The organism is Sporocytophaga myxococcoides, from assembly GCF_000775915.1.
GTDB lineage: Bacteria > Bacteroidota > Bacteroidia > Cytophagales > Cytophagaceae > Sporocytophaga > Sporocytophaga myxococcoides_A.
Window position 1 is genome coordinate 344,843 of sequence record NZ_BBLT01000002.1, and the last position, 23,495, is coordinate 368,337.

The window sequence follows — 23,495 nt, forward strand, 5'->3', positions numbered from 1 at the left end:
ATATAAAATACATAAATGTTGTTTAAAAGTTTAATAACTAGATCTTTAGGAGAGGAGTTGGTGTGTTAATTTTTTTAATTTCATTTATTCCATTGTCTTGCTCTTCAGGGCGAAGTCAGGCCTGGACTCCCAAGAGAGGAAAAAAATGAAAAGCTGACATAATAGGAAGTAACTGTATTGTCGCTCTTTTTATACAAATATTATGAGATACCCTTCTTGAAGGGTATTTTTTTTGAAATACGTTCACCTGGGATATATTAATCCGTATTAAAGCTCTATGATCGTCGTCTTTTTGTTTAAAGTTATTGTAAGAATGATCAATAAAATATGCCACGATTGTAATTTAAAGTTTTATTCTGATTACTTTTTTTATCTAAAAAATTTGACATGAAAAAAATCTACATCTTACTAGTAATTTTTATTGCTTTTGGAGCAAAGGCTCAGGAAAATACCTGGGCAAACTTTCCGATTAATGGAGTCGCTCATCCTTTTAAGTCACTTTCTCAAACTGCGCCCCCCCAAACTGATATTTATGGAAATATCTGGATCCTGGAAATTGATGCTTTACTCAAGATTAAAGGTACAGATACTGCACGATATACCAATTTCCCGAATATTCCTAACTCAAGTATAAATGCAATCTCCCTTACAATCTCCGGTGATAAAGTTGCTTTCAGCTATTATGGGTATAGAGACGAGGGCGGAATAACCAAATTCACAAGTTACCTGGGATTTTATGATGGGACTGATTTGGGATTTTATTCTGAAGTCTATTTCGGAGGAGATTCAGTTTCCTCATTGCCATTTATTCAGATCAGGCAAACGAATAAGTATATCTGGATTGTCAAAGGTGATAAGCTGATTCAGTTTGATAAAACAAATAACTATAAAATTTATCCAAACAATGAGAGCCAGCTTCCAAAGCCTTTAGTGGGGCCAACTTTGCTGCAAAACAATCCCGGTAGTGTGATTTTAACAGACAAAGGAGAATTTTATGTTTTTGAAGATACTAAGAACGATTGGGAAAAGCTTTTGCCAGCAGATTCTCCAATGGGGACATTACAGCCATCATGCGGGATTCTGTATTTAGCAGGGAAGAATAAAGTATACACTTATTTTAATAATACCCTTCAGTCATTTGATGCCCCGATAACTTCTCTTGGTGGGCCATATGGAGTCAGCATTACAGAATTTAAACCTGGTGTTTTTAGTTTTAGTTATTCAAAAGGATTTGTGTTGGTAAGCAACGGAAAAGTATTTGTCAGATTTTTTGCAGACTTTACAGAGAATAATGAAGTTTATCGGGCAAGATTTGATGGAAGAAGTCCCCTTTCTAATGCCTTTCTTGACAATGGGACCTTGATACTGAGATATACATCTGAAACGTCGTCACGCGAATCGATTTACTTTTCCCTGTTTGATGATGAACTGAAGTTTGAAGAAAAGAGAAGTTATAATCATTTCTCTTTCTTATACAAGAAATCAAATGGCGAAAATCTTTTTCATTTCATAGAGTTTGACCAGACAGAGTCGGTACCTCTTAGCCTTGTCGTAATTAATAATAATGATACAACCCGTATTCCATTGCCCAAACCACTCCAACGGTTGGACGGAATTGCTGGAGATAGTAACTTTATCTGGCTTAAACATACTGCATTCGGGGAAGATTCTCTATCTGCCATCTGGAGAATGAGAAGAGATCAGAATATTATTAAAGGAATCATTTACTATGATATAAATAAGAATGGAATTCAGGATCCTTATGAGTTTGGTGTTAGTAAATATCCTTTAACGATAAATCCTTCCGGTATCACAATTTTTCCGGATAGAAATGGTAACTTCTCTTTTGTTGGTTCAGTGGAGGAGGTGTATACCATGGAAATCCAAGGGACATTTGACTATATTTCTACAACATTACCTTATACTATGCAGAATTCGGGAGAAAATAAAATCGGTATAACAGTAGCTAATCCTGAACCTGAGATCTGCACAAATTTCTTTACCCCTTGGCCTCGTTGTGAGACAATTGGCATGGGATCAATAAAGGTTGAGAATACAGGGCTAAAAGGGATAGAATTAATAAAGCTTACACTTATAGGAGATCCGCTTGCCCAAATCAATTCCCTTGATGCTGTATCTTCCAAAACTGATACCCTGAAATTTGAAATTTCTGAATTCTTACCACTTGATGCCATATTAATTCCTTTTGAAATTCATTTTCCAGGAGGAGATAAAGTTGGGGAAATACTGAATTTTAAACTGATTGCAGATATTTACTCTAACGAATCAATTGTCAGCTCAACTTTTGACAATATAAGCACAATAGTGCGTTGCTCTTATGATCCTAACGACAAATCAGTGACTCCTGCAGGCATAGGAGAAGAGCACCTTACTCCGATGAACTCTGCCCTTAATTACCTGATCAGATTTGAAAATACAGGTAATGATACAGCATATACTGTTATAGTTTATGATACACTTGATTTAAATTTAAATCTTTCAACATTTAATGTGTTAGGGTCTTCCCATCCTGTAATCACTGAAATATCTAAAGAAGGAGTAGTGGCGTTTCATTTTGAGAATATCATGCTTCCTGACAGCACCACCAATAAGGAAAAAGCTCAAGGATTTGTAAGGTTTTCAGTGGAACCTAAAAAGGATTTAAAGGAGGGAACTATCATTAAAAATAAAGCAGGAATTGTCTTTGATAAAAATGAGCCGATTTTAACAAACACGGTTTTTAATACCTTTGCCACGCCTGTAATAACTTCTTATAGGGATAAGACAGAGAAAGCAGGTTTCTTATATCCAAATCCCGCTAAGGATATGGTTTATATCCGGACAGATGAAAAAACAGAGGTTTTTGTTTATGACTTCACTGGGAAATTAATCTTGCAAAACAAGAATACCTCCATTAATACTGCAGGTTGGAATGAAGGACTTTACATATTCAAACTGGCAGATTCCAAAGGAAATATTCAAGGCGTTGAAAAAGTAATCATTACTAAATAGTACTATTGTTTTTATAGGAAGCCTCTGGATTGACCCTGGGCTTCCTATTAATATTTTTCATCCCCTGATTCTTTTAACCCTAGAATTATACTAAGTTATTTCCTATTTCCTTGTGTATGATTTCGTTAGTTATCTCGTAAAAAGAGAAGTAAAATAATTAACCTAATAATAGGAGCGGACTTTTAGGTTACTAACGAATAATTACTGCAGATAAACTGTAAATAGTATAAAAATCAGATTGTTGCAGAAGAGTACACATTAAACCCAAATCGTCAAAAATTTGTTTAAAACAGGAACAAGGTACTGTAAAATCTGAGGTAAAAAAACACCGGTAAATTCTGTTTGCTTAGTGATTACAATACTTTATATTTACTAAATGAAGAAAATTATCATAGCAATAGATGGGTACTCTGCTTGTGGTAAAAGCACTACGGCTAAGATAGTTGCTTCCAAATTAGGATATGCCTATATCGATACAGGTGCCATGTACAGAGCAACCACTTTGTATTTTCACGACCACTATATAAATATCACTGATCCGAAGGCAATTCATAAAGCGCTTGAAAATATCCAAATTACTTTTGTCTTTAATCCGAAAACCAACAGGAGTGAAACTTATCTGAATGGGTTAAATGTAGAAGATGAAATTCGCAAAATGTATATTTCTGAAAATGTAAGTGAAGTAAGCGCTATTAAGGAAGTAAGAAAATACATGGTGGCACTTCAGCAGAAAATGGGAAAGAAGAAAGGGCTGGTCATGGATGGAAGAGATATCGGAACCGCCGTTTTCCCAACAGCAGAATTGAAAATTTTTATGCAGGCGGATATGAATGTTAGAGCATTTCGTCGTCAACAGGAGTTATTGGAAAAAAAGCAGGTGGTCGGAATTGAAGATATCATTGAAAATATAGCGAAAAGAGACCATCTTGATACGACCAGGGAAGAAGGCCCGTTAAAGAAAGCGGAAGAGGCCTATGTGCTGGATACCACTCACATGACTGTCGATGAACAGGTCGATTTTGTGATTAATCTTTCTGTGGGAAAAATGATTGAAAGCCAAAATTCGATTATAATTAGTTAAATTAAAAACATGAACGTTACGATAGATAAAAATTCAGGCTATTGTTTTGGAGTCGAGTTCGCCATTCAGATGGCTGAAGATGAAATGGATCAGGGAGGAGAACTCTATTGCCTGGGAGATATCGTACATAATGCAATGGAGGTAGACCGCCTCACTAAAAAAGGGCTAAAAGTTATAAACCGGGAGCAGTTAAAAGAACTGCGCGACTGCAAAGTCCTTATCAGGGCTCACGGCGAACCTCCTGAGACTTACCAGCTTGCTCTTAATAACAATATTGAATTGGTAGATGCTTCCTGTCCTGTTGTTTTAAAGCTTCAAAACAGGGTTAAGTCAGCATTTGATAAGATGGAGGAAGTGGATGGTCAGATTGTCATTTATGGTCAGGAGGGGCATGCTGAAGTGGTAGGACTAACCGGACAGACAAGAGATAAAGCTATAGTTGTTACCAAAGAAGAAGATCTTGAAAAGATAGATTTTAACCGTCCGGTAACATTGTTTAGCCAGACAACAAAAAGTACCAAGGGCTTTTACAGGATTTCTGCCCTTATTGAGGAAAAAATGAAGGAACAAAAGGGGGGCGAAGTAGTTAATTATGATTACAACGACAGCATTTGCCGTCAGGTATCAAATAGAGAACCTCAGTTACAGAAGTTTTCAAAGGAGCATGATGTAATAGTGTTTGTCAGCGGGAAAAAAAGCTCCAACGGAAAAGCCTTATATTCCGTATGCAAAGCCGAAAACGAGAAAAGCTATTTTGTGGAAAACGAACTTGAACTGGATCCCAACTGGTTTAAGGCAACCGATTCTGTCGGAATATGCGGAGCAACCTCGACTCCAATGTGGCTTATGGAAAATGTAGCCACCTATATAAAAAATATATTCGCTGAGACAGGAACAGCTTCCTGACCTTATGAAAAAATTTCTGAGATATTTCCTTCAGGGGTTACTGTTTGTAATACCACTGTTTTTTACAGTATATGTGTTGGTAGTATTCATCCGCTGGGTAGATAACTTTGTTCCCTCTTTGTTTGAGACAGAGCTCTTTCCAGGATTGGGAATAGTTATCGTTGTTACCGTTGTAACGATCATAGGTTATCTCGGCTCTACACTAATTGCCAAGCCGGCATTCACTGTTTTTGAAAACTTTTTGTATAAACTTCCACTTATAAATCTCATCTATTCATCTACCAAAGATGTAGTGGGAGCATTTGTGGGAGATAAGAAAAAGTTTAGCCAGCCGGTAATGGTGAAGGTGAACAAGGATTTTGATTTTTACAGATTAGGCTTCATCACACAAACAGATCTTAATGTGATTAATCTGCCTGACAAAGTAGCGGTATATTTTCCACACTCCTATAATATCTCCGGTAATCTTTATATAGTTCCCAAAGAACGCATTACCATCATTCAGGCGCCAAGCTCGGAAGTGATGAAGTTTGTGGTGTCAGGTGGGGTTTCGGGGTTTCATCATTAGAGGGAAAAATAAGACCACCTTCTATATATCCTAAACAACGCTTTATTGAGCAATTCGAATGGTCCTTATAGACCTCTATGATATCCAATAACAGCCTTTTTATTTTATGTTTTAAATCTATAGATGGAGGCAGTTTTAATGTAATTATGCTCTTACTGTTTCTTTTATTTCAGGGCAAATCAGTCGGACTGTGTTGGCCATAGAGTTAGTTTTTGTTGTTTTTGGTCTTATTATCTTGAAAGGGATTAAGATATACCCCCTATGACGTCCGTCCATCTTTCCTAAACTCCTTCCTTATCCCATTGATCAGATCTTCTGAAGTGATCAGATTTGAATTTCTATTCAAGGCCATTAAAGCACAATAGCGGACTACATTTATGATTGCGCCACCGGCAAGCTCATATTCATTAGCTATTTTTCTAAGATCTATTTTTTCGCTTAATTCAAACTTATCTGTAAAAGCATTTTCCCAAAGCTTCAGTCTTAAATCGGGGCTTGGCATAGGGAAATATATCATAGACTGAAAACGCCTCGAAAATGCATCGTCTATGTTTGATTTAAGGTTGGTGGCCAGAATTACTACTCCCGGAAAGTCCTCTATTCTTTGCAAAAGATAAGAAACTTCCTGATTCGCATATCTGTCCTTTGCATCCTTCGTCTGAGTTCTCTTGCCGAACAATGCATCGGCTTCATCAAAGAATAATATCCAGTTCTTATTTTCAGCAAGGTCAAAGATATTTGCAAGATTCTTTTCTGTTTCACCAATGTACTTGGAAACGACCATTGACAAGTCAATCCTGTATACATCCAGTTTATTGGTTTTGCCTATTAAAGATGCAGTAAGTGTTTTCCCCGTTCCCGGAGGTCCGTAGAATAAGGTTCTGTAACCTCTTTTAATAGTTTTTCCAAGACCATAGTTCAGCAATAAATTATCCCCATGTCTGATCCATACTGTTATCTCATTGATTTCCTCAAGAACTTCTGGAGCAATGATGAGATCATCCCAACTCATTCCCGTCTTTAAAAGCGTGGCAGGAAAGGAACTGTTAAAGTTTGGTTTATACCCTTCTCCTGAAAGGATAAATGAAAGTTGCTCCTGAGTAATTTTGACTTCTGTATCTAAAAAGGAATCTTCAGATTCAGGTATGAAGCTGATGATATTATCAAATCTCACTCTTGAAGAGGGTTTGAATATATCAATAGCTTTTAATCTCTGATATAATTCATTTCCGGCAATTAGAAAAATGTATGTCTCAGCTGTAGGAAGAAATTTGTTAGCCGGACTGATTTTTCCACCGAATTCGGTAAATATTCTTCCGTCAGAATTTTTAGTGAAAAAAGCATCCAAGATATTAGGCTTTAGATGTGGAGCCAATGCCAGAAGTACAAGTACGCGTTCACTAAAATTTAAATTAAAATGCTTTATAAAATGTACGTAAAAGGAAGTTCTCTCCTCCAGTTCGGGAGGTTCGGGAAAGCAGGTTTCTGCTCCGGACTCTCCTATGTGCCTGCGAACCCTATATTCTATAAAATATTTAAACCACATTAATTCCTTTTCAAGAACGTCACAATTCAATACCATCTGTGGTTTGCTTTTTCCCGCAATGCTTGGAATATTCATAAAAAGTGTGTTAAAAATTAGCTATACGCTGAACACAATAAATTTAATTAAAATAATATTAAGAAAACTACTCATAGCGGAAAATACATTTCGAAAAGGATAATACAATTAATTTCATCTGAATATTTATAACTCCTCATGATGACCTTTTAACTGCACTGGTTGAAGCAAAGGAGAACTTCCCATTCATGGGAATATTTAGTATAAAAAATCGTCTTGAAAAAAGTTAAGGACTTAAAAGGAGATAATATTAATTGAATTTATAGTGAGAGCAACACAAATAAAAAAACTAAATAATAAGAAATGCCTGATGAAGTGAGATTCACCAGGCTACTCTAAAATTTAATATTTCTTTTCATTGCCTTCTTCATCTTCGAAATCTTCATCATCAAAGTCTTCCTCTTCAAAATCATCGTCTTCAAAATCATCATCATCGTCTTCCTCCGTTTCTGCAATCTCAAGTTCCTCAAGACAAGCGGCGATTGTTTCTGCTTCAGAGTCCAGGTAAAAAACCACAGAAGGGTTTTCTTGGTCTTCACTCACATCCAACAAAAGGAGGCCTGCATGATCCATTTCTGCATAACTGTCTATGTTGCTAGAAAGGCCCAGGATTCCAAATGGAATCCATTGTTTATTTTCCACTTTTTCAATACAGTCTTCATCCAGGTAAAAGTCATAGATATCCATAAGATCGCTTCTATTGTGTTCTAAAAAAACACTCCTTTCAGATTCGATCATTCCGCTAGTCTTTGAAATAATTTTATCATGTTCTTTTTCTAACATGGACCAGTCGAATACATGCAGGGTTTCATCTTCATCATTGATGATCACTGTTAAAGGCTTTCCCATAAAGGGCTTTAATAACTTTTGTATAGTATTCATTTCTTCTGTCTGGTACTTTTTTAAGCGTAATGATAAGAAATATTTTACAATCAGAAATTTTTTTAAAGAGAGTTTTACATCCTGAAATTCTAAATTTTTTGGTTTGAATTATTGTTAAACCTTTGTTTTGATCTTCCTATTTAATTTGACCTTTTTCTCAATTTTGAATTACCTGAATAATTATTTATCAGTTTTTGGAATTAAATTCACATAACTTTTAACAAAAAAATCATGACTGAATTACTGGAAACATACGTATCCTCTCCGGATAGAGAAGTACTAAATATCAGAATCGTGAAAGCATCCAGGGAGCAGGTCTTTAAAGCCTGGTCCAAACCTGATTATCTGAAGAAGTGGTGGGGGCCTCATGGTTTTACCAATACTTTTAATGAATTTAATTTCCATCCAGGAGGGAAGTGGTCATTCGTTATGCATGGTCCGGATAATAAAAACTATCCTAATGAAAGTGTTTTTGTAAAAGTTGTGGAGCCAGAGTTGGTCATATTAAATCATATTTCCCAACCAAAATTTCAGATACAATCAACCTTTGAGGAGATTTCTGTAAATGAAACAAAATTATACTTCAGGATGATCTTTAAGACTCCGGAAGAATGCAATAAGCTGAAAGGGTTTGTTAGTGATAAGAATGAAGAGAATCTGGACAGGCTGGAAACAGTGCTGAAAGAGATGCAATAACTTTGTTATTTATTTATTCTTTTATCAATGATTACAGACAATAAAATCGACGGACTGCCTGCTGTTACTAAAGTTTTGTCAGTTATTACCATGCTTATAGGAGTAGTTTTTGCAATGGCTCCTGGTTTTCTTTTTAAGATTATAGGTGGTATTTTATTTCTGTTCACCATTGCAGCAGTTACAGCACAGGAAAAGATGAGCGTGGATTTTGAGAATAGAAAATATCGTCACTATTATAAAGTTTTGGGAATGAATTTCGGAAAATGGAGGTCATTAAAAAACTTGAGTCTAATTACCATAACTCTTAACAAAAGTTTGTATAGGGAAGTGAATTATGCATTGTTTCAATCCCCAGCATTAAAAGTCCCAATGTTTTCTTTTTTAGAGACTAATGTCAATATAAATCTTAAGCTCGATAACAGCCGCCTTGAAATCGCAAAAGGGAAATATGTCAAGATGAAGCAATTAGCAATTGATTGAGGTAAGTATAGCAAGACGGATGTATTTGACTCCACTCATGAGAAAAAAGAAATTATAAAGTTCAAATCATGAGTTAGTATAAAGCGTATATAGTCTACTGATATTTTTTGTTTTAAAGGTTATATTATTTCAATTTAAGTTAAATCAAATCATAACTATATATGGGCTGGAAAGCGTCTGCCATCATTATTAATTCCAATAAAGACACAGACTATAAATCTTTATTGTCGGCTTGAGGGTTCTCTGATTTGTCAAAGATTAAAGATCGGGCTGTTGAAGAAGTAATAAATCCTGTTGACAACGAGGTGCATATTGGCAGATATAAAAACAATCTTATCATATGTGCTCCTGATATGCCCTTAACCTTTTTTGATGATGAGGCAGGGCATGCAGAAAAGGAGTTGATTCATAAGTTTCCCGGTGCAGAAATATGTTCTATTGTATTACATAGCGTTGTAAACCTTTGGGGGTATGCTGTTATCAAAGACGGAAAAAGAATACGTGCCAGAGCAGGAAGTTCAGACGACGGGACTTTCCTTGAGTCGGGCGAGCCATTGAAAGCGGAACTTGATTTATTGGCCAAATCACAAATTAATGATGAAGGGAAAAGAGTATATCTTTTTGAAGATTTTCCTGATGAACCCATGTCTGAAGATCAGGTAGGAGAGAATTTTGTATTTGAAGTAGCCGGAAGATATTTGGGAGAACCGCTTGATAGTTGTGATGATTTTTTATTTAATACCAGGCTGACAGGTTATAGATACTCTAAGGTTATAAATCCATCTTTCGAAAAAGCAGGCAAGCCATGGTGGAAGTTCTGGTAGATATGTTGTCCCTTAAAATCTTCTGATGATGACAAATACTAAAATAGAAAAGCCACTCGTTGATGCTGAATATTTGCTTGAAAAGATTCCTGGAAAGGGAGGATGGACCTATGTAGTCATCAATGAAATTACAGCGGACAAAAGAGCGAAATTTGGTTGGGTAAAGGTTAGAGGTAGTATTGATGACTTTAAGCTTAATCAATACAAGCTTATGCCCATGGGAAATGGTAAATTATTTTTGCCGGTAAAAGCCGAGATAAGAAAAAAAATCAAAAAGCAGGAAGGTGATAACGTCAGAGTAATTCTTTATCTGGACGAGAGACCTTTGGGTATTCCAGAAGAAATAATGGAGTGTTTTAAAAATGAACCTGAAGCAGTCTTTCAGAATTTTTCAGCCTTTACAGAAGGAGAACAAAATGCGTATCTTGCCTGGATATATGAAGCTAAGAAGGAAGATACAAAGGCCGAAAGAATTGTGAAGATGATGGACTGGGTAGCTGATAATAAAAAATTGCATGAATTGTAACGTATGTCGTTGGAGATTGATAATTTTATTTCATATAAGTTTTAATAAACATGAGAAAATTACTTTTAATTGGATTACTTATTTTTTTTGGATGTAAAAAAGATAAAGAAATGTCTATAAATTCTTCCTGCTCTTCAGTTCCAACAGTTAGTGATACCCTCTATGTAGATAATTATAAGCTATATCTTACTTGTATTCTTAATGACAAAATAGGTGGGAGCTTAGAGATTATTGATGGTAATGGAAATAATATTCGTGAATCCGCAGGTTTTTCCTTTAGTCTGGTTCAGTTTAAAAATGGTAATGATTGTTGGGAAGGTCGAAATGTTAAGGAGATGAAGGGACAGGATGATACATTTGTAAGTGTTTTTTCAGGCTACCCTTCAAAGTTTAATAATGCTCAGACAACTGCAATCGTTAAATTTAAGATTTATGAGAAAGAATATTATCTGAATGATTTAAAAGTATATTAGTTGTTTTTTATTTTAAATTTTCCAGTAAAATCCCTGAAAGTAACATCTGATAATCTATAGCTTTATTTGATTACTTGAAATATGTTTTGTCATTTGGAAGGTGTAAGAGCAAAAATGGTATTAAGGTATAAAGAATGGAATGTGGATTTTTTTTAGTAGAATTAAATCATCCTTTTATTTGAGTTTCTAAATATCCGTTTGAAAAGAAGTTTCTATATGATGGCTTTTGAAGGAAAAATTATACTAATTACAGGAGCCAGCAGAGGCATCGGAGCTGCAACAGCACTCCTTGCCGCTTCCCGTGGGTATCATGTTTGTGTAAACTATGTCAAAAATGAAGTAGCAGCAAATGCCATTGTGAAAAAGATTGAAGATATCGGAGGTAAAGCTTTTGCTTATCAGGCAGACGTAGGAGATGAAGCACAGGTTAAAGAGATGTTCAGACAAATTGATATTAAGCTCGGACCTGTAACTGCTTTAGTTAATAACGCAGGTACTCTGGAGTTGCAATCCAGGGTTGAAGGAATAAGTAATGAAAGATTTTTAAGAACCCTTAAAAATAATATCCTGGGTACTTTTCTTTGTTCCAAAGAGGCCATTGCCCGAATGTCAACCCGTAATGGTGGTAATGGCGGAAATATTGTGAATGTATCCTCAATCGGAGCTAAAACAGGCTCTCCTGGAGAATATGTTGATTATGCTTCATCTAAGGGCGCTATTGATTCTTTCACTGTAGGTCTTTCCAAAGAGGTAGCTCCTGAAGGGATAAGAGTGAATGCAGTAAGACCTGGTTTTATTTATACAGATATACATGAAAGTGGAGGGGAGGCTGGAAGGATTGACAGAATTAAATCAACAATTCCTATGTTGAGAGGTGGGAATCCAGAAGAGGTTGCCAGCGCTATTCTTTGGTTGCTTTCTGATGAAGCATCCTATACTACCGGCACATTTATAGATATTGCAGGAGGCAGATAAAAAAAGCAGCTTTCGGTAAAGTGATTACCGAGGTGCTTTTTTTATCTTCAGGATCTGTTAATTCAAATCAAATACTCCATCATCCTGAAGTTGCTTCATATAAAGCAGGCTTCCTTTTTTATTCAGGTGAAGGTAATCTGAATAGCATGTTTTATCATTTGTTAAGCGGCAATAATCTCTCACCTCAACTCCTGTATGTTTCGTAACAGCAGCAAGGAAGTCCTTAATGTTATGAATCTTATTCAGCCAGATAGAATGATATGGTGCTATTACGAATTCAACTTTGGCATTGTGCTTCTTAGCCACATCCGCAATTACCTTCAGATTGTCGAGCCCCTTTTTTGTGATTACTACATCAAGGCTGTCATCCAGATTATCAAGTGTTAATAGTTCTTCTTTTATTTGTTTATCCAGGATCCAGTCACCTTCCTGGTTGCCCAGGTAGTACAATGCTCTGTGGAAGAGCTCTGAATTATATTGGTACAATTTAGATATCTGGCATCCCCTTGCAGTAGCAGAGGATACGTCATGAATAAGCGAATCCATTTTTTCTGACTTGCTTATATAGGGGCTGAAGCTGGTGATTACCTGATCTTCAGTTCTCATGACAAGACTTATATCAACAATAAGAAGCTTTGTTTTATATCTTTCAAAATAATCTTCAATAAGGACCTGTCCTACCTCCCCAGGTAAAGCATTATAACTCAAGTTAAGAGTTGTCATTCCTGTGATCTTTCTGATCTCTGGTTCATAGTAGCCGTTTCCTCTTGAGTTTCCGAGAATGACAACGTCAGCTTCTCCTTTGCCATTGTACAACTTAGAATACCGAAGATTGCTTGTCATGGTCAGATATTCAAGGAATGCACCAATGCCACGGTCTCCCACAAATATCAGAGGAATTAAAACCAGATAAACCCAAAGCCTGTTCTTCTCTTTTTTGGCAACTTCTGATTGTATCTCAACTTCAATGGAAGGAACTTTTACTTCGCTGGTATTTTCAATAACAGATTCTTTCATTTGTCGCTGGCGGTTAAAATTGAATATAAATGAATTGAGAGTCACTGAATGTCCCGAATAATGCGATCATCCAAAGTATTATTGAAAATGTAATTATTTTAAATGCCGGAGATTTTAATACCAGCTCTTCAAAATCATTGCTTTGATGAACATATTCCAGAATCATCAGAATGGATACCAATCCTATATTTTTAATTATAACGAACTTATTTGGAAGATGTCCAAATGACATATCATTGAAAGCGAAAATCCCTTTGATCATTTCAAAAGCGCTGTCAAAGTCATTGCTTCTGAAAAATATTCGAGAAAAACAGGTAAGTAGAAATACAATGATCATCGCTGAAGGGATGAATAATTGTCTTGGTACTATCTTCCCAATTCTTTCCGTGTATGGCAGGATTAACCGTTGAACTACAAGGTAAACTCCATTCAGACCACCCCAGACTACGAAAGTCCAGTTCGCACCATGCCAGAGGCCTCCAAGGAGCATTGTGATCATAAGGTTTCTGTAAGCATTGAATTTGCCATTTCGGTTTCCTCCAAGCGGTATGTAAAGATATTCTCTCAGCCAGCTGGAAAGGGACATGTGCCAGCGACTCCAGAACTCTGAAAAGTTTTTGGCCAGATAAGGAAAGTTAAAGTTTTGAGGAAAGCGGTACCCAAGTATCCTGGCTATTCCAATTGCAATATCCGAATATCCTGAAAAGTCACAGTATATCTGGAAAGAATAGAATATAATCCCGATGATGAGATACAGAGAGGAGTATTTTTCAGGAAATGCAAAGGCTGTTCCTACAAAAGATCCGAGAGAATCGGCAATAATTATTTTTTTTCCAAATCCTAAAAGAACTCTGGCAAGGCCTGTTTCAAAATTGTCCCAGGTAAATTTCTGATCTGTTTTAAGTTGAGGTAAAAAGTCATGAGCCCGCAGAATAGGCCCTGCTGTAAGCTTGGCGAAAAAGATCGAATAAACTGAAAATGCGGCAAAGTCTGTTTCTGCCTTTATCTTCCTTTTATAAATGTCAGTGGTGTAGCTGATTGCCTGAAAAGTATAAAATGAAATTCCGATAGGCAGAATAATATTCAGCGTGTTATGAATAGTCCCGGTTCCGAAGAAGCCTAAAACACTATTGGTCGATTCTATAAAAAAATTAAAGTACTTGAAAAAACCTAAAATAACCAGATTAAATACGATGCTTGTAATGAGGAGTCGTTTTCTCTTTTTCTCATTTTCCGTTTTCTCAAGATACAAGGCGAGGTTATATTCAAATATTGTAGATGCAAGTACCAGCGCCAGAAAGCGATAGTCCCAATAACCATAGAAAAAATAACTTGCTCCAAGGGTGAACCAAAGTCTTAGCTTTCCCTTGAAAAAGTAATATAATGGAATAAATATTAGAATAAATTCTAAAAAGTGAATGCTATTAAATATCATGCGCTTTTTGTAGATAGAGGAAGGCAATATTAAGGAATTTTGATTTGACTTCCAATTGAATAGGAATCAGGTTAAAGTATTTTTAATCTTGGATAAATCCTAGTTTTCTGGCTTAATACGACTAGTGCCGACAAACGGGTTATATTGTAAGTTAAATTGGTTACTATGGTCCATAATCGGAAGATTTTAGTCTTGCGAGGATGATAATTTTTGTTAATATTGAAGTATGCCACACATAGCTATTATCTCTGCCAGCGTGCGAAGAGACAGGAAAAGTCATCGCGCCGCACTCTACTTCAAAAATTTTATAGAGTCAAATGCTCTTGCTACTGCAGGAATACTTGATTTACAAGAATATAATTTCCCGCTTTTTGATGAGCGCCTCAAATTTCAGCCTAATCCTACTCCTCAAATGCTTGATTTTGCTTCAAAAGTAAAAAATGCTGACGGCATATTGATTGTTACGCCGGAATATAATGGAGGTTATCCATCCAGTCTAAAAAATATAATAGATCTTCTTTATGATGAGTGGTACAGAAAACCTGTTGCTATTTCAACAGTATCAGGTGGAAGTTTTGGCGGTACTCAGGTAATTACTTCATTACAGTTTTCTCTTTGGAAAATAAGAGCCTGGACTGTCCCTGCCATGTTTCCTGTGCCAACAGTTGATAAATCATTTGATGAGCAGGGTAATCCTGCTGACAAAGCCGGAACGGATAAGAGAGCTACTGCATTTATCAATGAGCTTTTATGGTGCATTGAAGCAAAAAAGAGAATGGATACTTAATCTGATATTGTTTTGTCCTTAATTGTTCTTCAAACTACTATCTATGCTCCACTGGAAGTTTGTTTTGACTTGTCAAGAAGCATTGAACTCCATCAGATTTCAACAAAAAAATCTGAGGAGAAAGTTATTGCAGGTAAAATGTCTGGCCTTATCAGTCTCCATGAAACGGTGACCTGGAAAGCCAGGCATTTCGGACTTTGGCTTCAGCTCACCTCAAAGATCACTGAATTTAAATCACCGGATTTTTTTGTTGATGAAATGGTCAGCGGCCCGTTTAAGTCATTCAGGCATGAACATATTTTTGAAGTAAACCAGGGCCGGACAATCATGACCGATCGTTTTGATTTTCAATCACCTTTGGGAGTATTGGGTAGAATTGTGAATGTTTTATTTTTAAAATCGTATATGGAAAAGTTACTCTTTGAACGAAACAAAGTGATTAAAGAACATGCGGAGGGAGATGGTTGGCGGGAACTATTAACCAAAACGGATGTCTAGTAAATATCAGACTATTTTTTACAAACCTTAATGAATAATAATATGAAAAAGATTTTTACTCTATCATTTCTTTTAACTGTATTTACTTCCGGGCAACTTTTAGCATGTACCATGTATGCAAAATCATTTTGCGAAACAATTAAAAATAAATCCTTTGTTGCAAAAGGGAAAATTGTCTCTTATCAGGAAAAGTCTATAAGAATAAAATTATTACAAACGCTCATAGGCGAAGAAAGCGCAGATACAATAGTCGTGTGGGATGAAAAAGATTTTGAATGTAACGGTGATTTTTCCATGTCTGCAAATCATATGGGAGTGATAGGTGATACAATATTTTTTACTGTTGAAGAAATAGCTGAAAAGAAAAATGACTGGGAGCAGATTAATGACTACAGATACCTGGGGCATTATTTGGAGACCACTTTTCTGCACATTCAGAATGATACTGTAACCGGATTTATAAGCGGAATTGACATGGCTCCTAATGAATATAGAATATTGAAAATGCACCAGGATCAATTCCTGGAGAAGTTTCAAGACTGCAGAGAAAATGGTGCTATCGTCATTACTTCAAATAAAAATGCAGAGGAACTTAAAGCACTAAACATATTTCCCAATCCTGCAGAAAACTTACTCAATATAGATTTTGGCTTAAGTCAAAAAGTATATCAGTCAATCGTAATCAAAAATCAATTAGGACAACAGGTGAAAACTATTGATATAACACAGTCTGCAAACATGGTTCAGATAGATATTTCTGATATGGCTCCGGGAGTTGTATTTGTTGAACTTGTAGGTAATAAATATACGGATAGACGAAAGATCGTGAAGACACAATAGGTGCTGGATTTTCTTTTGTTCTTCCTGTGATGTTAGTCTTTTGGCTTGACACTTTGAGAAAATAAAAAATGAAATGATTTTGAGAGAAACCTTCGGTAGTTAATGCTATTATGCTTTCGATAAACAACCGAAGGTTTTTACTCATCATTGTATAGCCAATAGTAAGGTGAATTGTTGTAACCCTAATGCTGTACTTTTAATAGGCTTTGTGAAAGCTTTTATTTTGCTATATCCTAGATACATAACCATTATTTGTAGTCAATCCTCATTAATATCCAAACAAGCAAATGGATTCAGATAAACTCGTGTTGCAGCTCATTGACCATTTTCAAGAAGTTGTTGCTTTAGACGATAACGATATCGCATCCATCGTACCTAAATTGGAAATAAAGAAGCTAAACAGAAAGGAGTATTTACTCCAGCCCGGTCAGATTTCCAGATACATGCGTTATATTGCAATAGGAAGTATGAGGGTTTACTACCTGGATGAAAAGGACCAAGAGCACACATTGCAATTAGGTATTGAAAATTGGTGGGTCAATGACCTGTATAGTTATTTCAGCGGAAACCCATCAAGAATGTTTATTCAGGCCAACGAACGTACTACTCTTGTACAAATCAGCAAAACAAACCTGGAAACATTGTATCAGGAGGTTCCAAGAATGTCGGATTTTTTCCGTTTGAAAATTCAATCCGCTTATGTTGCCTTGCAAGAACGTACAATTGAGAATATGAGCGTTGACGCGTATGCCAGATATAATGCATTCATTGCAGAGTATAGACATCTGGAACAACGTTTCCCTCAATATATGATTGCTTCCTATTTAGGCGTCACACCAGAGTTCTTAAGTTTTCTAAGAAAAAAACACATTACGGATATTTCTTAAGATAGCTTAATTTTTATCATTTTCCCTCACTATACTTTTGCCTGTATAATTCAAACAGGTAAATGATGAGGGCTGAATATACATTGCTGATACTTTTTTTCTTATCAAAAGAACTTAATGCGCAACAACTTTCTTATACTCCGGACATTGTATTAGGGCATCGTTCACTGACGTATCTGCATCATGTGAATTATAATTTTAACAATAAGATTAAAATAAACAACCTCACATTATTTGATACAGAATACAGCTCAGATAATGCAAACATATTTTTTATAAGGAATACCTTTTCTTATAATGTCCTGAGAAAAGTTACTTTCAATGTTGCCTTTGGAATGAAAAATCCAGGTTCATTTTTTACCATTTCAACACAATACCGAACAGGACATCCCAGATATTTATTCGCCTATTCTATAGGTACGACTTATCAAAGAGGCTTCACGCTTGAGCAATCCATTGCCTTAGAATATTATCCTTATTTAGCTGAAAACCTGCAAGCATATTTTAATCTTTTGGCTATCGCCAACATTAATCTGGAAGAATATCAAAGAGGTCTGCAATTCGTTCGTCTGGGATTTAAAGAGAATAAAATAATCTATGGTCTTGCTTTAAACGCAGACCAATTCAACAATGCTAAAAGGAGATTAGTCAACACTGGAATCTTTATTAAATATAACTTTTAAATATTATTGACATGAAAAAAAACATTGATTTGGGAATTTTTGTGACGAGAATTGCAATCGGTTTTCCAATGCTGGTTTATGGAATCAGTAAATTGTTCTATGGAATAGACTTCATCAAAGATATGCTTATAGAAAAGGGATTGCCTTCGTTTATTGCTTATGGTGTGTTTTTGGGAGAAGTAGTAGCACCTATACTTATCATCATAGGTTTTAGGACACGTTTAGCAGGTTTCGTATTTGCTGTAAATTGTCTTACCGCCATTTGCCTGACACAAATGTCAAATGCTTTCAAACTTAATGACTATGGAGGATGGGCCTTAGAATTATTAGCTATTTATATGCTTATTGCAACAGGTATTTTATTTACCGGAGGTGGAAAAATAGCTGTTTCAGTTAATAATCAATGGGATTAATAAGAACTACACATAAACAATGTCGTAATTCTTTAAGGCGCTGCTATATGTTCATTTCAGAGGGGATTCCAGAAATTGAATAAGCATATAGTAGTGCCTCGCATGATTTTGAGTATATTGCTCAAACTGTTTTTGCTTTGCCTTGATAAAGCAAAGTCTTATAGCAAAGCGGTGCTGTAATTGTAAGACTATATGATAACATGACCTATTATTTAAAAGAAATAACACGCATAAAAAACAACTGCTTCTTTAACCAGGGACAGATTGACACTGTTATTGGGACACGTCATTTTATAAACAATAACTATGATAAAGAATTAAATCTGAACTTACTTTCACATATTAGATTTACATCAAAATTTCATCTGATAAGACTTTACAAAAGGTACTACGGACAAACACCAGGACAATATCTTATTGGCCGACGATTGGAAAAAGCAAAGGATCTTTTAAGAGAGGGGCAATCTGTAACAGGGACTTGTTTTGATATTGGCTTTGAAAGCCCAAGTTCTTTTAGCACTTTATTCAAATCTAAGTTTGGACTGACACCAACAGAATTTCAAAAAAGAGCAATTTTCACAAAGTCGGATAAGCAAGAATTTTGAAATTTTACTGTCTAAACTTAAAATTTTAAAAAGATGAAAATAAGAGTAATAAGCGTTCCGGTGCAGGACCAGGAAAAAGCCTTGAAATTCTACACTGAAAAATTGGGTTTTGTAAAAAAGATTGATGTGCCATTGAGCGAAGATAGTAGGTGGCTGACAGTTGTAAGTCCTGACGAGCAAGACGGGCCAGAAGTTCTATTAGAGCCTTCTCCAATCCATTTTGAACCAGCAAAAGTTTATCAAAAATCACTTTTTGAAGCTGGTATACCTTACACACAATTCAATGTTGAAGATGTTCAAAAAGAATATGAAAGGTTGAAAAATCTTGGAGTTGAATTCAGTGTAAAACCAACTGAAATGGGGACAGTTAAAATAGCTGTTTTCAATGACACATGTGGAAATAATATACAAATAGTACAAATGCTATAAAGATTTGCTGTCGGTATTGATATAACGTCAAGCGGAGTTCTTTAATCAGAGTTTTGGAGTGCCAGGGGCAATCCAATTAACCTTTGATTATGAGATCAACTATGTATATAAGTCAGTGGTAAAAGATAAGGAATGACAGAAAAAGATCTATTCTACCAAAATTTTATGGATAGTGACCTAACTGAAGTGATGCCGATAAAGTGTAATGAAGATTTTACTTGTTGGATAGAATAATCATCGATTCATTTCTGGTGTTCTGGTAAGTTTCAGATAAATAGTAGGTTAGTAAATTTTGTTTGGAATGAAAGTTTTTCCTTATAAATTCGTTACTATTATGATTAAAATCTAACCGAAATTTTTAAATAAAACCATGTTAAAAAATATATCCTTATCGCTTTTCCTGCTTGCTGGTGTTTTATCAACTTATTCTTGCTCATCACCGGAAAAGAACAAAGCCGAAAAGATTTCCATTGAGTTATCATCATTAGCTTTAGATACAGATCCAGTCTGCAAAATGCCAGTTGCAGGCCATCTTGCTGATACCTTGAATTTTAATGGTAAAATATATGGTTTCTGTAATACAGAGTGTAAAAAAGAGTTTGCGAAAAACTCAGAGACCTATTTGAAATAATAATCTGAAAATATCTGTCTGATTCAAGAGCTCCGAATTTTGGAGCTCTTTTTTTTCCTAAAAGATATCTGCTGACATAAGGTTGTCACTAAACTACTTTTTATTTACAGAGTTAATCATAGAAAATAAAAATGAAAACAGACCTGATTGCTCAAGCTTCCATCGAGATCAATGCAGATATTAGAACTGTCTGGCATGCCCTCATTGATCCTGAAATCATTAAAGAATACTTGTTTGGTACTGACACCTCTTCCGACTGGAAAGTGGGTAGCAGAATCTCTTTCAAAGGTGTTTGGGATGGGAAACCTTATGAAGACGGCGGAATTATTACTGCCATAGAGCCAGAGGAAACATTAAAATACACTTATTGGAGCTCTATGTCCGGTACACCCGATGTTGAAGAAAATTATGCCAATATATCTTATGATCTGGAAGAGTTGGAATCAGGTGTCCGTCTGACTATAAGTCAGGATAATATAAAGACAGAAGAAGCCAGAGAACATTCTGAAAAAAATTGGGCTGTGGTGCTTGATTCAATGAAGAGGTTTTTAGAAAAAAAATAACATTAATAAGCGCAGAGGTAGCGAAAGTATTACCCTTTTTCAGGTACCTCTGCTTCTCTGCCCATCTCTCTTAATTTCCACTTGGTGGCTTCCATAAGTTTTCGTATATCATTCCAGATATTAAATGAATACAACCCAAGTGCTAAACCTATGATCAGACGAACAATAATGTCAGTTCTTTGTCCTTTGGTCATGTCCCAGCACATCTTACCATCAGGGTAAAAACCTCCATAGTTGTATAATCTGAATAATTCAAAAGCGATAAGGGAAAAGGGGAGGATCACGAGAAATGCCTGTAAAATCTGAGCAACTATTCTATAAGACGATTTCTTTTTGAAATCTATCGTGTCAACATCTGACCCGGTTAGAAAAACAGATTGATTTACGATTCCAAAGTAAAGGTATCTTTTGATATGTAAATTGTCTGAGTTCCGTGATCTCTCCAGCAATTCTGAAACTACATGATGTTGTCTCCTTGCTGAGAAGTAATACCAGGTAGCAATGACAACAAAGCCAAGCATGCCAACTAGTATGATGTCGCTGACAGAAAACTGAATGCCTATAACAGGAATTTCTATGAGCTCAAATTTGTCATAAATGATATTTTGAAAAGATTCCTGCTGTGGATCTTTAACAAGATTTTTATTCTCTCTGAAATAATGAAGCCAGCTAAAAACTCTGTTAAATTCAGCAATAAAAATGATGATACCTGCTATATTGAGAATAAGGAATATTTGCCTTGTTCTCTTAGATGCATCGATATATGCGGTAATAAGGCTCTCCAGAATCTTCTCTTCAAACTTGTCAATACTTTCCCTTGGAGGTTTTCTTAAAAGAGATGATATCTTTTTTCTTACGTTTTTAAACATAGCCAGGAAATGACAAGGCAAACCTTTATCTTATCATGGGTAAAAACATGCAGTTGAATAAGATGTTTAATTCTTGTGTAAACATCTTAACAAGGAAATGTATTAACTGCCTTTCTATTATCAACCATGATAATCCATTTTTTTCCTTATCTCTTTGGCGGCATCATCTCCTGCCCATTTTTTACAAAGATAAAGTCCAACGTCCAGAGAAGCAGAAACAGCGCCGGCAGTAATTGTATCTCCATCTTCAACGATTCTTTCCTTGCTTACAGTTTTGCAATAAGAGGCAAGGGTTTCATACTCCATGAAATTTACAGTGGCAGTTTTATCTTTTAAGTATCCCGCAGCTCCCAGAAGAAGGCTTCCGGTACAGATGGAAATTTTACATTTTACGTTTTCTGAGGTCTTCAGCCAATTGATAAAGTCAGTATCAAATTGAAGCTTTCTTGTGCCAAATCCGCCTGGAACAATGATGGCATCATATGCACCAAGATTATTTTTTATTTTATTAACTTTCACTTCAAGTCCAAAATTATCTTTATTACTTTCAGTAAAAGCACAAATGTCCCATTCCAGATCAGGAATATAATTAAGTGATTTGAGTCTGCTTAGCGGGTCATATACTCCTATAAAATCAAGCCAGGTAATGCCATCAAAAATTATGTAAGCTATTTTCATGTTTTGAAGTATGTGAAAAATTAATATAAAAGTAGTAAATCTCCGGTCAATTAAAACCGGAGATTCAGATTGAAAATATGTTTACTTAACCTTGCTGGTATAGGCAATCAGGTCAACAAGCTTGTTTGAGAAACCCCATTCATTGTCATACCAACTAACCACTTTTACAAAATGTTCATTAAGAGATATACCTGCTTTTGCATCAAATACAGAAGTCCTGTCATCTCCAAGAATATCAGTAGAGACAATTTCATCTTCTGTATAACCTAAGATGCCTTTAAGTTTGCCTTCTGAGGCTTCCTTTACCGCTTTTTTGATAGTTCCATAACTCGCAGGTTTTTCAAGACGGCAGGTAAGATCCACTACGGACACATCTGCAACAGGAACTCTGAACGACATACCGGTCAGTTTACCTTTAAGAGATGGAATGACCAATCCGACAGCTTTTGCGGCTCCTGTAGATGCAGGGATGATATTCTGATAAGCACCTCTTCCTCCTCTCCAGTCTTTTGCTGATGGTCCGTCCACTGTTTTTTGTGTCGCTGTTACTGCATGTACTGTAGTCATTAGTCCTTCAACAATCCCGAATGTATCATGCAATACTTTCGCGATAGGAGCTAATGCATTTGTCGTGCAGGACGCATTGGATATTATATTAAGATCTTTGGTATAAGTTTCATGGTTGACCCCCATGACAAAAGTAGGAGTGTCGTCCTTGGCAGGGGCCGAGAGCACCACGCGTTTTGCTCCTGCCTGTATGTGTTTCTGAGCAGTTTCCTTAGTCAGAAATAATCCTGTAGATTCTACTACATATTCAGCTTCTACTTCATTCCATTTAAGTGTGGCAGGATCTTTTTCTGCAGTGATGCGGATAGCTTTGCCATTAACGACAAGCTGACCGTTCTTTACTTCAATGCTTCCATCAAATTTCCCATGTGTGGAATCATACCTGAGCATATAAGCCATGTAGTCGGCATTAATTAGGTCATTGATAGCTACGACTTCAACATCAGATCTTTTAATAGCTGCTCTGAATACAAGTCTCCCGATTCTGCCGAATCCGTTGATCCCAATTTTTATCTTTGACATAACAATTATATTTTTTAATGAAAAATA

The 23,495-nt window shown here is 35.8% G+C and carries 27 protein-coding genes; 20 read left to right on the forward strand and 7 right to left on the reverse strand.

Annotated features, from left to right (window positions below; translation table 11 throughout):
- The first annotated feature begins 387 nt into the window (after positions 1 to 387).
- The 4 genes from MYP_RS05720 to MYP_RS05735 all read left to right on the forward strand — a co-directional run bounded on the left by MYP_RS05720 (position 388) and on the right by MYP_RS05735 (position 5,567).
- Complete coding sequence (locus tag MYP_RS05720) at positions 388 to 3,012, forward strand: DUF7619 domain-containing protein (protein ID WP_045459759.1); 2,625 nt, start codon at positions 388 to 390, stop codon at positions 3,010 to 3,012.
- 376 nt (positions 3,013 to 3,388) lie between these two features.
- On the forward strand, positions 3,389 to 4,093 hold the full coding sequence (cmk, locus tag MYP_RS05725; protein WP_045459762.1) for a (d)CMP kinase: 705 nt from the start codon (positions 3,389 to 3,391) through the stop codon (positions 4,091 to 4,093).
- A 9-nt stretch (positions 4,094 to 4,102) separates the two neighbouring features.
- A complete protein-coding gene (locus tag MYP_RS05730; RefSeq protein ID WP_045459765.1) occupies positions 4,103 to 4,999 on the forward strand; it encodes a 4-hydroxy-3-methylbut-2-enyl diphosphate reductase in 897 nt (298 codons plus the stop codon).
- A 4-nt stretch (positions 5,000 to 5,003) separates the two neighbouring features.
- Positions 5,004 to 5,567, forward strand: a complete 564-nt coding sequence (locus MYP_RS05735; protein ID WP_045459770.1) for a DUF502 domain-containing protein — start codon at positions 5,004 to 5,006, stop codon at positions 5,565 to 5,567.
- Positions 5,568 to 5,826: 259 nt separating this feature from the next.
- Here MYP_RS05735 and MYP_RS05740 read toward each other — a convergent pair whose 3' ends face one another.
- Together MYP_RS05740 and MYP_RS05745 are read right to left on the reverse strand one after the other, a co-directional pair.
- Positions 5,827 to 7,188: an ATP-binding protein gene (locus tag MYP_RS05740; protein WP_231570012.1), complete on the reverse strand. Its 1,362-nt coding sequence runs from the start codon at positions 7,186 to 7,188 to the stop codon at positions 5,827 to 5,829.
- A 342-nt stretch (positions 7,189 to 7,530) separates the two neighbouring features.
- Positions 7,531 to 8,070: a hypothetical protein gene (locus tag MYP_RS05745; RefSeq protein ID WP_156140353.1), complete on the reverse strand. Its 540-nt coding sequence runs from the start codon at positions 8,068 to 8,070 to the stop codon at positions 7,531 to 7,533.
- 231 nt (positions 8,071 to 8,301) lie between these two features.
- On the opposite strand from MYP_RS05745, the gene MYP_RS05750 reads away from it, so the two are divergent.
- The 6 genes from MYP_RS05750 to MYP_RS05775 all read left to right on the forward strand — a co-directional run bounded on the left by MYP_RS05750 (position 8,302) and on the right by MYP_RS05775 (position 12,044).
- Positions 8,302 to 8,766 carry an SRPBCC domain-containing protein gene (locus MYP_RS05750; RefSeq protein WP_045459778.1) on the forward strand — a complete coding sequence of 155 codons (465 nt, stop codon included), beginning with the start codon at positions 8,302 to 8,304 and terminating at the stop codon, positions 8,764 to 8,766.
- Between the two features lie 27 nt (positions 8,767 to 8,793).
- Positions 8,794 to 9,246 (forward strand): hypothetical protein, encoded by a 453-nt coding sequence (locus MYP_RS05755; RefSeq protein ID WP_045459782.1) that lies wholly within the window; start codon positions 8,794 to 8,796, stop codon positions 9,244 to 9,246.
- A 248-nt stretch (positions 9,247 to 9,494) separates the two neighbouring features.
- Positions 9,495 to 10,070 (forward strand): DUF6928 family protein, encoded by a 576-nt coding sequence (locus MYP_RS05760; protein ID WP_045459785.1) that lies wholly within the window; start codon positions 9,495 to 9,497, stop codon positions 10,068 to 10,070.
- A gap of 25 nt (positions 10,071 to 10,095) precedes the next feature.
- On the forward strand, positions 10,096 to 10,596 hold the full coding sequence (locus MYP_RS05765) for a YdeI/OmpD-associated family protein (RefSeq protein WP_231570013.1): 501 nt from the start codon (positions 10,096 to 10,098) through the stop codon (positions 10,594 to 10,596).
- 50 nt (positions 10,597 to 10,646) lie between these two features.
- The gene (locus MYP_RS05770) at positions 10,647 to 11,069 is read left to right on the forward strand and encodes a hypothetical protein (protein ID WP_045459789.1); all 423 of its coding nucleotides are present in this window, start codon (positions 10,647 to 10,649) and stop codon (positions 11,067 to 11,069) included.
- A 216-nt stretch (positions 11,070 to 11,285) separates the two neighbouring features.
- Complete coding sequence (locus MYP_RS05775; RefSeq protein WP_231570014.1) at positions 11,286 to 12,044, forward strand: SDR family oxidoreductase; 759 nt, start codon at positions 11,286 to 11,288, stop codon at positions 12,042 to 12,044.
- 57 nt (positions 12,045 to 12,101) lie between these two features.
- Here MYP_RS05775 and MYP_RS05780 read toward each other — a convergent pair whose 3' ends face one another.
- Together MYP_RS05780 and MYP_RS05785 are read right to left on the reverse strand one after the other, a co-directional pair.
- Positions 12,102 to 13,061, reverse strand: a complete 960-nt coding sequence (locus tag MYP_RS05780) for a D-alanyl-lipoteichoic acid biosynthesis protein DltD (RefSeq protein WP_045459793.1) — start codon at positions 13,059 to 13,061, stop codon at positions 12,102 to 12,104.
- 13 nt (positions 13,062 to 13,074) lie between these two features.
- Positions 13,075 to 14,496 (reverse strand): MBOAT family O-acyltransferase, encoded by a 1,422-nt coding sequence (locus MYP_RS05785; RefSeq protein WP_045459796.1) that lies wholly within the window; start codon positions 14,494 to 14,496, stop codon positions 13,075 to 13,077.
- Between the two features lie 226 nt (positions 14,497 to 14,722).
- Here MYP_RS05785 and MYP_RS05790 point away from each other — a divergent pair, with 226 nt between their 5' ends.
- From MYP_RS05790 to MYP_RS05835, 10 genes are all read left to right on the forward strand, one after another.
- The gene (locus MYP_RS05790; protein ID WP_045459798.1) at positions 14,723 to 15,283 is read left to right on the forward strand and encodes an NADPH-dependent FMN reductase; all 561 of its coding nucleotides are present in this window, start codon (positions 14,723 to 14,725) and stop codon (positions 15,281 to 15,283) included.
- Positions 15,284 to 15,295: 12 nt separating this feature from the next.
- Positions 15,296 to 15,781, forward strand: coding sequence for an SRPBCC family protein (locus MYP_RS05795; RefSeq protein ID WP_045459801.1), 486 nt, complete (start codon positions 15,296 to 15,298; stop codon positions 15,779 to 15,781).
- 42 nt (positions 15,782 to 15,823) lie between these two features.
- Positions 15,824 to 16,621, forward strand: a complete 798-nt coding sequence (locus MYP_RS05800; protein ID WP_197060018.1) for a T9SS type A sorting domain-containing protein — start codon at positions 15,824 to 15,826, stop codon at positions 16,619 to 16,621.
- Between the two features lie 287 nt (positions 16,622 to 16,908).
- Positions 16,909 to 17,508 (forward strand): Crp/Fnr family transcriptional regulator, encoded by a 600-nt coding sequence (locus MYP_RS05805; RefSeq protein ID WP_045459808.1) that lies wholly within the window; start codon positions 16,909 to 16,911, stop codon positions 17,506 to 17,508.
- A 62-nt stretch (positions 17,509 to 17,570) separates the two neighbouring features.
- On the forward strand, positions 17,571 to 18,191 hold the full coding sequence (locus tag MYP_RS05810) for a hypothetical protein (RefSeq protein ID WP_045459810.1): 621 nt from the start codon (positions 17,571 to 17,573) through the stop codon (positions 18,189 to 18,191).
- Between the two features lie 11 nt (positions 18,192 to 18,202).
- The gene (locus MYP_RS05815) at positions 18,203 to 18,604 is read left to right on the forward strand and encodes a DoxX family protein (protein ID WP_045459813.1); all 402 of its coding nucleotides are present in this window, start codon (positions 18,203 to 18,205) and stop codon (positions 18,602 to 18,604) included.
- A gap of 200 nt (positions 18,605 to 18,804) precedes the next feature.
- On the forward strand, positions 18,805 to 19,209 hold the full coding sequence (locus MYP_RS05820) for a helix-turn-helix domain-containing protein (protein ID WP_052429973.1): 405 nt from the start codon (positions 18,805 to 18,807) through the stop codon (positions 19,207 to 19,209).
- Between the two features lie 33 nt (positions 19,210 to 19,242).
- Complete coding sequence (locus MYP_RS05825) at positions 19,243 to 19,638, forward strand: VOC family protein (protein WP_045459816.1); 396 nt, start codon at positions 19,243 to 19,245, stop codon at positions 19,636 to 19,638.
- A gap of 370 nt (positions 19,639 to 20,008) precedes the next feature.
- Positions 20,009 to 20,269 (forward strand): YHS domain-containing protein, encoded by a 261-nt coding sequence (locus MYP_RS05830; RefSeq protein WP_052429974.1) that lies wholly within the window; start codon positions 20,009 to 20,011, stop codon positions 20,267 to 20,269.
- Between the two features lie 131 nt (positions 20,270 to 20,400).
- The gene (locus MYP_RS05835; RefSeq protein ID WP_045459819.1) at positions 20,401 to 20,832 is read left to right on the forward strand and encodes an SRPBCC domain-containing protein; all 432 of its coding nucleotides are present in this window, start codon (positions 20,401 to 20,403) and stop codon (positions 20,830 to 20,832) included.
- A gap of 29 nt (positions 20,833 to 20,861) precedes the next feature.
- Here MYP_RS05835 and MYP_RS05840 read toward each other — a convergent pair whose 3' ends face one another.
- The 3 genes from MYP_RS05840 to gap form a co-directional block, all read right to left on the reverse strand.
- Positions 20,862 to 21,701, reverse strand: coding sequence for a hypothetical protein (locus MYP_RS05840; protein WP_045459821.1), 840 nt, complete (start codon positions 21,699 to 21,701; stop codon positions 20,862 to 20,864).
- A gap of 120 nt (positions 21,702 to 21,821) precedes the next feature.
- On the reverse strand, positions 21,822 to 22,379 hold the full coding sequence (locus MYP_RS05845) for a DJ-1/PfpI family protein (protein WP_045459823.1): 558 nt from the start codon (positions 22,377 to 22,379) through the stop codon (positions 21,822 to 21,824).
- A gap of 81 nt (positions 22,380 to 22,460) precedes the next feature.
- The gene (gene gap / locus MYP_RS05850; protein WP_045459825.1) at positions 22,461 to 23,468 is read right to left on the reverse strand and encodes a type I glyceraldehyde-3-phosphate dehydrogenase; all 1,008 of its coding nucleotides are present in this window, start codon (positions 23,466 to 23,468) and stop codon (positions 22,461 to 22,463) included.
- Positions 23,469 to 23,495 lie beyond the last annotated feature (27 nt).